Consider the following 9,543-nt stretch of genomic DNA (forward strand, 5'->3'; position numbering starts at 1 on the left):
CGCCGAGGGGGTGCTGGAGCAGCGCCTCGGCGGCGTCGCCGTCGCGGTGGCCGAAGTCGAAGAGGCCGGTGCCGACGTGCGTCTCGACGACGAGCTCGCCGTCGGCCGGCGTCGTCAGCGAGCGCAGGGCCGACGTCTCAGAGTCGGCGATCCAGACGCGGTCACCCGACGCCGAGGCCGCGAGGCCGGACGGCTGGGCGAACCACGCGTCGCGGGCCGGTCCGTCGACGAGCCCCTCGTTCGACGTGCCACCGACGACCGCGACCCGGCCGTCCGCGAAGGTGTCGCCCGGCGTCCACGCCCACAGCTGGTGGGTGCCGGCCATGGCGACGACGAGCCGGTCACCGAGCCAAGCGAGGTCCCACGGCGTCGACAGCGCCTGCTCGAGGGCCGGGCCCCCGCCCGTGCGCTCGCGCAGCTGTGAACCCGTGCCTGCCACGACGTGTATCGAGCCGTCGGAGAATCGGATTCCCTTGACCTGGTGGTTGACCGAGTCCGCGATGAGAAGGTCCACCCCGAGCCGGCCGGCCACGGTCGGGGTCGCCGGCAGCACCCCCTGCGGCTCGTTGAACTGACCCTCGCCGCCCCAGCGGGCGCGCTCGGTGAGCAGGTCCTCCTCGAGGTGCACGACCTGGTGGTTGGCCGTGTCGCTGACGACGAACGACCCGTCGGGGAGGGCGACCGCCTTGCCCGGGAATCGCAGGGCGGTGTCGGGCGCCGGCGGCGGGACGTACGGGTCATCACCGGGCTGGAGCGTGCCCCTGGCCCGGTGCTCCTCGATCAGCTCGGCGACGAGCGAGGCCAGACCGGGGCCGTGGCCCTCGCCCGACATCGAGGCGACGACGTAGCCCTCGGGGTCGATGACCACGAGCGTCGGCCAGGCGCGGGCGGCATACGCCTTCCACGTCACGAGGTCGGGGTCGTCGAGCACGGGGTGGTGGACGGCATACCGCTCGACGGCGGCCGCGAGCGCATCGGCGTCGGCCTCGTGCTCGAACTTCGGCGAGTGCACGCCGATGATCGTCAGCGCGTCGGGGAACTGCGCCTCGACGGGGCGCAGCTCATCGAGGACGTGAAGGCAGTTGACGCAGCAGAAGGTCCAGAAGTCGAGCACCGCGACGCGACCGCGCAGGTCGGCGAGCCCCAGCGCACGACTGCCGGTGTTGAGCCAGCCGCGCCCGACGAGCTCGGGCGCGCGCACCTTGACCCGGGAGCGGAGCGTACCGGTGCCGGCGCTCACGGGAGCCTCCGGTCGGTCAGCACGGGGAAGGTCCGGCGCCACTCCGGCGTCGCCGCGGTGTCGATGTCGATGCTCAGCACCTCCTCGTCAAGGCCCGCGTTGGCCAGAACCTTCCCGGTGGCGTCGACGACCTGGGAGTGCCCTCCCATCTCGTGGCGCGCGTGCGTGCCGGCGGTGTTGCACTGGAGCACGACGCACTGGTCCTCGATCGCCCTGGCCTGCCCGAGCAGCGTCCAGTGGGCCACCCGCTTGCGGGGCCACGCGGCCGGGATGACGAAGACCTCGGCGCCGCGGTCGAGCAGAAGACGGTAGAGCTCGGGGAAGCGCAGGTCGTAGCAGGTCGACAGGCCGACGGGGGCCGTGCCGCCGGCCGCGACGGGCACGTCGACGACGACGACGTCATCACCGGCGTCCATGAGGCTGGGCTCGCCCTCGCCGAAGCCGAACCGGTGGATCTTGCGGTAGGTCGCGACGAGCTCACCCTCGGGCGAGAAGACGAGGCTCGTGTTCCACAGCCCACGACCGACGGGGTCAGCGGCCTCGACGGGGTCGGCGGGGGCGGCCCGCTCGACGATCGAGCCGCCGTGCAGGGTGACGCCGGCGTCCCCCGCGGCCTGGGCCAGGGCCTGCGCGACGGGTCCGTCGACGGCCTCGGCGCGCTCGTCCCACGCCGTGTAGTCGAACCCGCCCGCCGACCACAGCTCCGGCAGGACGACGAGGTCGTGACCTGCCTGGGCGCGTACGAGGTCGGTGACGCGGGTGGTGCGGTCGGCGACCGACTCGTCGTCGCCGTAGGCCAGCTGGATGAGCGCAACCTTCATGGCCCAACTCTCACATGCGCGGCGACGACTGGTCAGGCCTGCCCGTCAGCGGGACGGGTTGCCGTCGCGCTTCGCGAGAGCAGCGAGACGCTCGTTGTATGCCGTGAGCTCGGCGTCGCCGTCCCGGTCGGCACGCCGGTCCTGCCGCACCGCCTCCGCACTGTCGGTGCGGAACCACTGCAGGGCGACGGTCAGGGCGAGCACGAGGCTGGGCAGCTCCCCGATGGCCCAGGCGACACCGCCGCCGTAGCGCTGGTCGGCCAGGGGGCTGCCGACCCACGGGATGGCGATGGTCGGGAAGAAGTCGCCGGCGAGCACTGTCGTGCCGCTGATCATCGCCACCCCGAAGAACGCGTGGAAGGCGATCGTGGCGAAGAGCACGACGAGGCGCAGCGCCGGGCTCCACCGCTTGGGGCCGGGGTCGACGCCGACGAGCACCCAGGCGAAGAGGTAGCCGACCACGACGAAGTGCGCGGTCATGAGCAGGTGGCCCGTGTGCGTCTCCAGCGCCAGCTGGAACAGGCCCGTCCAGTAGAAGACCACGAGGCTCATGAAGAAGAAGGCAGCCGCGAAGATCGGGTTGCCGACGACTGCCAGGAGCCGGGAGTGGATCATCGCGAGGAGCATCTCGCGTGGGCCGAGCGTGCCGTCCCGGCGCGGCCTGATCGTGCGCAGCGCCAGTGTCACGGGAGCGCCGAGCACGAGGAAGATGGGCAGGACCATCGCCTCGAGCATGTGCAAGGTCATGTGCCATGAGAAGGCGACGCGGCCGTAGATGCCGAGGACGCCGTTGGTCGCATAGAGGAAGAGCAACCAGCCGACGACCCAGCTCAACGTGCGCAGCACGGGCCACGCGTCGCCACGCCGCCGCAGCCGCACCACCCCGGCTACGTAGAGACCGATGGCGAGCAGTCCTGTGGCGAGAAACAGCCACTCGACCCGCCAGGCCGTGAGCCAGTCCAGTGCCGTCGGCGCGGGAGGGGCGGGGTAGCCGGTCAGCGACAGGGCAGCGCTTGGGTCGGCCACCGTCTCGGGCACCGGCGGCTCGCTGCGCGCCAGGGCCGTTGCGACACCGAAGGCGAGCCCCATGACGAGCGTCTCCACCACGGCGAGGCGCACGAAGAGGCGCCCACGCGTGCCACGGGCGGCAGCGGCAGCAGCAGGGGCACCAGCGGTGTCGTTGCCCTCCGAGGCGTCTATGCGGTCGAGGGTCACCCGGCGGTGCACGACCCCGGCGACACCGAGGGCCGAGAAGGCAACCACCTTGATGAGGACGAGGACGCCGTACGGCGTGGCCAGGTCGGACCACGAGCCGAGTCGCGTCGTCGCCGACATGACGCCGGAGACGCCGATGGTGACGAAGCACCAGAGGGCGACGGTCGAGTAGCGCCGGACCACGACGCCGAGGGACTCCCCGAGCGCGCCCCGCAGGACGATGAGGGCCAGCAGTCCGCCGACCCAGACGGCGGCGCCCAGCAGGTGCGCGGCGAGGGCGTTGACCGCGGTCTCGTGGTCGGCCGAGCCGCCGGCGTGACCCGTGAGTCCGAGGACGAGCAGGCCGAGCGCCGAGAGCGCGCTCAGCGCGACGGCCACGGGGCGCGACCGTGCCACCGCGGCGACGGACGCCACGACGAACGCTGCGAGGCAGCTGAGCAGGGCGACGCGCAGCGTCTCGATGGACCACACCGACCCGGCGAGGTTGGTGGCGAACAACGGGTCACTGAGCGGCATACCGGCCGCGTCGGCGAACGTGAAGGCGAGGCCGACCGCTCCCGCGACCGCCCAGACGAAGGCTGCCGCGGTCGCGACGCGGAGCGCCGCCGCGCGGCGCGGCTCGTCGGGGGCGGCGCTCTCCGCACGGGTGCGGCCCGGGATCATCGTCGCGGCGAGCAACAGGGAGCCGATCGTCAGCGAGGCCGCGACGTCGTGGACGACGCGCACCAGCGGGAGCGCCCAGCGCACGACCGGGCCCGCGTCCGTGAGGCCACCGGTCATGGCGTCGGCCGYTCCGGTGTAGCGAGCGGCGACCACGCTCGCAACGAGGCCGACGGTGACCACACCGGCCAACACCATCGCCGCCCTCGGCCCTCCGGAAGAGGTCGAGCCGGTCCGTGGACCGGTTCGGCCTTCTCGCGACAGGGTTGACATGCCTCAAGGGTAAGTAGTCTGAACCCATGCCCATGCACCCGGCCGCCCCCGACGACCGCAACGGACTGATCGACGCGTTCGACCACTCCGTGCAGTCGATCATCGATCTCGGGTACTCGTGCCGCGACGAGGACTTCGAGATCCAGACCGAGTGCCCGGGCTGGACCGTGAAGGACCAGATCGCGCACGTCGTCGGCGCCGAGAAGTCCTTCGCCGGCCTGCCGCGACCGCGAGTCGCGGTGCCCGACTACGCCCATGTCCGCAGCGACTTCGCGCGCTTCGTCGAGGTCGACGTGGAGGCTCGACGGGGGATCACCGGACGCGACATCGTGGCCGAGCTGGCGGAGTTCCACCCCCGGCGGGTGGCCGAGCTGCGTGCCTCCGACGCCGATGTCGACACCGTCATCGGCGGATTCTTCGGGCCCGACACGACGTTCGGCCAGCACCTGCACCGCCGGATCGTCGACGCGTGGGTGCACGAGCAGGACATCCGCGCGGCCCTCGACCGGCCCGGGAACCTCGACTCCGCGAGCGCCGCGATCTTCACCGCCGACATCCTCGACGCCCTCCCGCGCATCGCCTCCCGCGTCGCCGACATCGGCGCTGGGCACGCCGTCGTGCTCGATGTCAGCGGCCCCGTCGTGGCCCGCGGCGGTGCGCGCATCGTCACGGGCGAGGACGGGCGCCCTTACGGCGAAGCACTCTTCAGCGGTAACGACCGACCCCAGGGTGAGGAACAGCTCGACGTCACGTCCATCCATCTGACCACGGACGCACTGACCCGTCGGGCGGCCGGGCGGCGCTCCGTGGACGCGATCCACTACACGGTGACGGGTGACGGGGAGATCGCGCGGAGGCTCCTCGAGGCTCTCGTCGTCGTCACGCACTGAGCTCTTCCGGCTGCCGCCGCCCGTCCCGTCGGGGACGATCGCCGGCAGCGGGATCGGAGTGCTTATACACGTCAAAGGCGCCGCACGGTAGCGAAAGCCTCCTTGTGTAAAGGTGGCAGACGGCCTAGCGTCATGACCAGACGGTCAAGCCAGCGCCGCATCGGGGATCCGATCCATCGGAGTTGAAATGACCGACCCATCCATGGGTCCGCGCAAGGATGCGCGAACCAGAGAGCTCATCCACACCCTTCGCAGCTCGGACTCGGAGTCCGAACGCCACGACGCCCTCGAGGCCGTGACGAAGCTGCACATGCCGCTCGCACGCTCGCTCGCCCACCGGTACTCGGGCAAGGGCCTCGACCGCGAGGACCTCGAGCAGGTGGCGTTCCTGGCCCTGCTCAAGGCCGTCCAGCGGTTCGACCTGAGCAAGCCGACCGAGTTCGGCGCCTACGCCACGCCCACCATCACCGGCGAGCTCCGTCGTCACTTCCGTGACCACGGGTGGCTCGTACGCCCCCCGCGAGAGCTGCAGGAGCGCCGGCAGCTCGTCACCGACACCCGGTCACGGCTCGAGCAGCGACTGGGGCACGACCCGGACGTCCGCGAGCTCGCCCGCGAGCTCGACATCACGCTCGAGTCCGTCCGAGAGGCCCAGGTGGCGGCGACCAACCTGCGGCCGGCCTCCCTCGACGCGACGACGGCCGACGGCGGCCGGCCCGTGCTCGACCTCCTCGACGCCCGCGGCGACTCGGGCTCCGACCCGGCGCTGGACGAGGGCATCGTCGTGCGCACCGCGCTCGAGCGGCTGTCCCCCCGTGACCAGCAGCTGGTGCAGCTGAGGTTCGCGGGCGACATGACCCAGGCGGAGATCGCCGAGTCGATGGGTCTGAGCGCGATGCAGGTCAGCCGCCTGCTCCGTCGCACCCTCGACGAGCTGCGCCGTCAGCTGTCATCGGAGGGCATGGCCTCGGCCTGACCCACATCGACCGTTCGAGTGGTCCCGACGCCCCTGAGAGAGGACGCGTCGGGGCCACTCGTCGTCCAGGGCCTCGTCCAGACCCTGGTTCAGGGCTGGTCCAGACCCTCGTCAAGGGGCTGGACCCGACCCTCGTCCGGTCAGGTCCCGCTCAGACCGGTGAGCCTGCCGCGCCGCTGCCAGCCCCGACGTCCGACGGCCTGAACTGGGACTCCTGCCCGTCGATGATCTGCGAGGCGACCCGGGTGAGCTTCATGTTGAGCTCCTGCGACGTGCTGCGCAGCAGCTCGAAGGCCTGCTCACCGGTGATGTGGTGCGCGGCCATGAGCAGACCGACGGCCTTGCCGATCTCGCGGTTGCTCTGCAGGCCCTGACGCAGGGTGGCGGCCTCCTCACGGGCCCGGATCGCCATCAGGGCGACCGAGGCGAACGAGGCGATGACGGCACCGATGTCGGCCGACCGGGACGTCAGGGCGCCAGCGGTGTCGGAGAAGACGTTGAGGGCGCCGGCCTTCTCTCCGTCGAGGAGCAGCCGGTAGCCGATGGCCGAGCGCACCGGCGTCTCAGCGACGATGCGCTCGGTGAAGCGCGGCCACGGGGTCGTGGCATCGGTGAGATCCGCGTCGTGCTGGTACGCCTCCGAGACGATGGCGTCGACGCAGGGGCCCTCGCCGACCTCGAGCTCGATCTGGTCGATCCGACGGGCGATGTCGTCGGTGCTCGCAGCGGTGACGTAGCGGTCGCGGGTGCGCACGAGCAGTGACGCCCGGTCGCAGCCCTCGATGAGTTGGGGAGCGGAGTCGACGAGGGACTGGTGGATCGACCCTGAGTCGGCGCCCGCATAGATCAACGCCGACAGCTGTCGGAACGTGTCGTTGATCGTCGGGTCGATCGGAACGTCGCTCGTCATGGCACTCCCTGGAGTCCGGCACCTTCGCCCAGCACACTGCTGGACGGCCTGGGCGCGTCCGTCATCCTCGCACCTCCCCCGCCGGCGTGAGTCCACAGACAACCACACCAGCCTCTCACGTGGGGGCTCCGTCCTATCATTGGACAAAGGTTGGACAGGCGAATTGACGTCGGCGATCTGCGGACAGATACTTGCATGCCRCAAGCAACTAGTCGACTGAGGAGCACCCCATGGCAGTCACCGAGGACCAGGCGAACTCCGTCTTCCTCGGGCTCCTGCGCGTGCAGAAGCTCCTCGTCGCGGCCAAGCACAGTGCGCCCCGCCTCGAGGACGGCGTCGACGTCACGGCATACCCCGTGCTCTTCGTCGTCGCAGGCGCCGGCACCGTCCGCATCTCCGAGCTCGCCACGACCCTGCACAACGATGCCTCGACCGTCAGCCGGCAGGTCAGCTCGCTCGTCGGCACGGGGCATCTCGAGAAGAGCCCCGACCCGAGCGACGGGCGCGCCTGGGTCGTGTCCCTGACCGACCACGGCAGCAACGCCCTCGCCCGCATCCAGGCGAGCCGAGCGGCGTGGTTCCAGGGGCTGCTCGCCGACTGGGACGGACCCGTGACCACGGAGTTCGTCACGCGGTTGGGAGAGCTCGGCGATGCGCTCGACGCCAACCTCCGGGCCAGGGGTGCAGCGCCGCCCCCGATGCCCTTCCATTCCACCCGGGACCAGACCCAGAAAGAGGACTGACATGTCCGACACCACCGCCGAACCGCCGCGCGTCGACGCGACTGCGGACGCCCCCGCAGGGGCAGGCCCCGACCCGCGACCGGTGCTCTCCCACAAGGAGATCCTCACCATCCTCGTCGGGCTCATGATGGGGATGTTCCTCGCCGCGCTCGACCAGACGATCGTCGCGAGCGCGATGCGTGTCATCGCCGACGATCTCAACGACCTCGCCGGCCAGGCCTGGGTCACGACGGCATACCTCATCACGAGCACCATCGCGACGCCGCTGTACGGCAAGCTCGGCGACATCTACGGGCGCAAGAAGCTCTTCATCTTCGCGATCACGATCTTCACGATCGGCTCCATGCTCTGCACGCTCGCGTGGTCGATCCCGTCGCTCGCGGCCTTCCGTGCCGTCCAGGGCATCGGTGCCGGCGGTCTCTTCTCGCTCGCCCTCGCGATCATCGGCGACATCGTGCCGCCCCGTGAGCGCGCGAAGTACCAGGGCTACTTCCTCGCGGTCTTCGGCACCTCGAGCGTGCTCGGCCCGGTCATCGGCGGCTTCTTCGCCGGCCAGGACACGCTCTTCGGCGTCACCGGCTGGCGCTGGGTCTTCCTCGTCAACGTGCCGATCGCCGTCGCGGCCCTCATCGTCGTCACGCGCACCCTGCACCTCAAGCACACGCGCCTCGACCACCGCATCGACTACTGGGGCGCCCTCAGCCTCTCGGTGGCCCTCGTGCCGCTGCTCATCGTCGCCGAGCAGGGCCGCGCGTGGGGCTGGGGCTCCGCGACCTCGATCACGTGCTACGCCATCGGCCTCGCCGGTCTCGTCGCGTTCTTCCTCTTCGAGCGGGCCATGGGTGAGGAGGCGCTGATCCCGCTGCGCCTCTTCAGGAACCGCACGATCGGGGCCGCCTCGGTTGCCTCCGTCTTCATCGGCATGGGCATGTTCGGCGGCCTCGCTGCGATCCCGCTCTACCTGCAGATCGTCAAGGGCTCGACGCCGACCGAGGCGGGCCTGCAGCTGCTGCCGATGACGCTCGGGATCATGTCCGGCTCGATCATCTCGGGCCAGCTGATCTCCCGCACGGGGCGCTACCGGCACTTCCCGATCATGGGCGCGGCGATCCTCGTCCTGTCGCTCTACGCCTTCAGCTTCGTCGGCGCGGACACCCCGCTGTGGAAGACGATGATCGTGATGTTCTTCTTCGGCATCGGCCTGGGCTTCAACTTCCAGCCGCTGACCCTCGCCGTCCAGAACGCCGTCGACCGCCGCGACATGGGGGTGGCGACGTCGTCGGCGACCTTCACCCGCCAGATCGGTGGCACGCTCGGCACCGCGGTCTTCCTCTCGATCCTCTTCTCGCAGGCGGGCTCGAAGATCTCCGAGGCCTTCGCGGCGATCGCGCCGACGCCGGCGTTCCAGGCCGCGCTCCACAACCCGACCGGCGGCGACCCCGCGACGAACAAGGCCTTCGTCCAGCAGCTGCAGGCAGCCCAGCAGGGTGGCGGTTCGGGTGCGGGGGTCGGCGGCTCGGCCCTGTCGGACAGCTCGTTCATCAACCAGCTCGACCCGCGCCTGGCCAAGCCGTTCCTCGTCGGCTTCTCGGACGCGATGTCGGTCGTCTTCGTCGTCGCGGCCGGGGTGCTCGTCCTCGCCTTCATCGCGACGCTGTTCCTCCCGAACCTCGACCTCGGTCCCAAGCCGGGCGCTGCCGGGGCCAAGACCGACGAGGACGCCGTGGCCATCCCCGCCGGTCACTGACCCCGGGTCCCGCCCACCCGCAGCTCCACCGTCGAGAGGCCACGTTCGGCCGCTGGACGACAGTCGAA

At 70.9% G+C, this 9,543-nt stretch carries 8 protein-coding genes; 4 read left to right on the forward strand and 4 right to left on the reverse strand.

Features of this window, described 5'->3' with window-relative positions; all coding sequences use genetic code 11:
* From AC1DP0_RS12430 to AC1DP0_RS12440, 3 genes are all read right to left on the reverse strand, one after another.
* Positions 1 to 1,240, reverse strand: a 1,240-nt coding sequence (locus AC1DP0_RS12430) for a thioredoxin-like domain-containing protein (protein WP_478084868.1), incomplete at its 3' end; no start/stop codon positions are given.
* A complete protein-coding gene (locus tag AC1DP0_RS12435; protein WP_478084869.1) occupies positions 1,237 to 2,061 on the reverse strand; it encodes a nitrilase-related carbon-nitrogen hydrolase in 825 nt (274 codons plus the stop codon). The genes AC1DP0_RS12430 and AC1DP0_RS12435, both read right to left, overlap by 4 nt.
* Positions 2,062 to 2,106: 45 nt before the next feature.
* Positions 2,107 to 4,209, reverse strand: a complete 2,103-nt coding sequence (locus AC1DP0_RS12440; protein WP_478084870.1) for a bifunctional copper resistance protein CopD/cytochrome c oxidase assembly protein — start codon at positions 4,207 to 4,209, stop codon at positions 2,107 to 2,109.
* A gap of 26 nt (positions 4,210 to 4,235) precedes the next feature.
* On the opposite strand from AC1DP0_RS12440, the gene AC1DP0_RS12445 reads away from it, so the two are divergent.
* Positions 4,236 to 5,099 (forward strand): maleylpyruvate isomerase family mycothiol-dependent enzyme, encoded by an 864-nt coding sequence (locus AC1DP0_RS12445; protein ID WP_478084871.1) that lies wholly within the window; start codon positions 4,236 to 4,238, stop codon positions 5,097 to 5,099.
* 187 nt (positions 5,100 to 5,286) lie between these two features.
* Positions 5,287 to 6,075 carry a sigma-70 family RNA polymerase sigma factor gene (locus tag AC1DP0_RS12450; RefSeq protein WP_478084872.1) on the forward strand — a complete coding sequence of 263 codons (789 nt, stop codon included), beginning with the start codon at positions 5,287 to 5,289 and terminating at the stop codon, positions 6,073 to 6,075.
* Between the two features lie 151 nt (positions 6,076 to 6,226).
* On the opposite strand, the gene AC1DP0_RS12455 is transcribed toward AC1DP0_RS12450, so the two are convergent.
* Positions 6,227 to 6,985, reverse strand: coding sequence for an ANTAR domain-containing protein (locus tag AC1DP0_RS12455; RefSeq protein WP_478084873.1), 759 nt, complete (start codon positions 6,983 to 6,985; stop codon positions 6,227 to 6,229).
* A 230-nt stretch (positions 6,986 to 7,215) separates the two neighbouring features.
* Between AC1DP0_RS12455 and AC1DP0_RS12460 the strand changes: the two genes are divergently transcribed.
* Together AC1DP0_RS12460 and AC1DP0_RS12465 are read left to right on the forward strand one after the other, a co-directional pair.
* A complete protein-coding gene (locus tag AC1DP0_RS12460; protein ID WP_478084874.1) occupies positions 7,216 to 7,728 on the forward strand; it encodes a MarR family winged helix-turn-helix transcriptional regulator in 513 nt (170 codons plus the stop codon).
* Between the two features lies 1 nt (position 7,729).
* The gene (locus AC1DP0_RS12465) at positions 7,730 to 9,475 is read left to right on the forward strand and encodes an MDR family MFS transporter (protein WP_478084875.1); all 1,746 of its coding nucleotides are present in this window, start codon (positions 7,730 to 7,732) and stop codon (positions 9,473 to 9,475) included.
* Positions 9,476 to 9,543 lie beyond the last annotated feature (68 nt).

The organism is Terrabacter sp. P5_B1, from assembly GCF_056400505.1.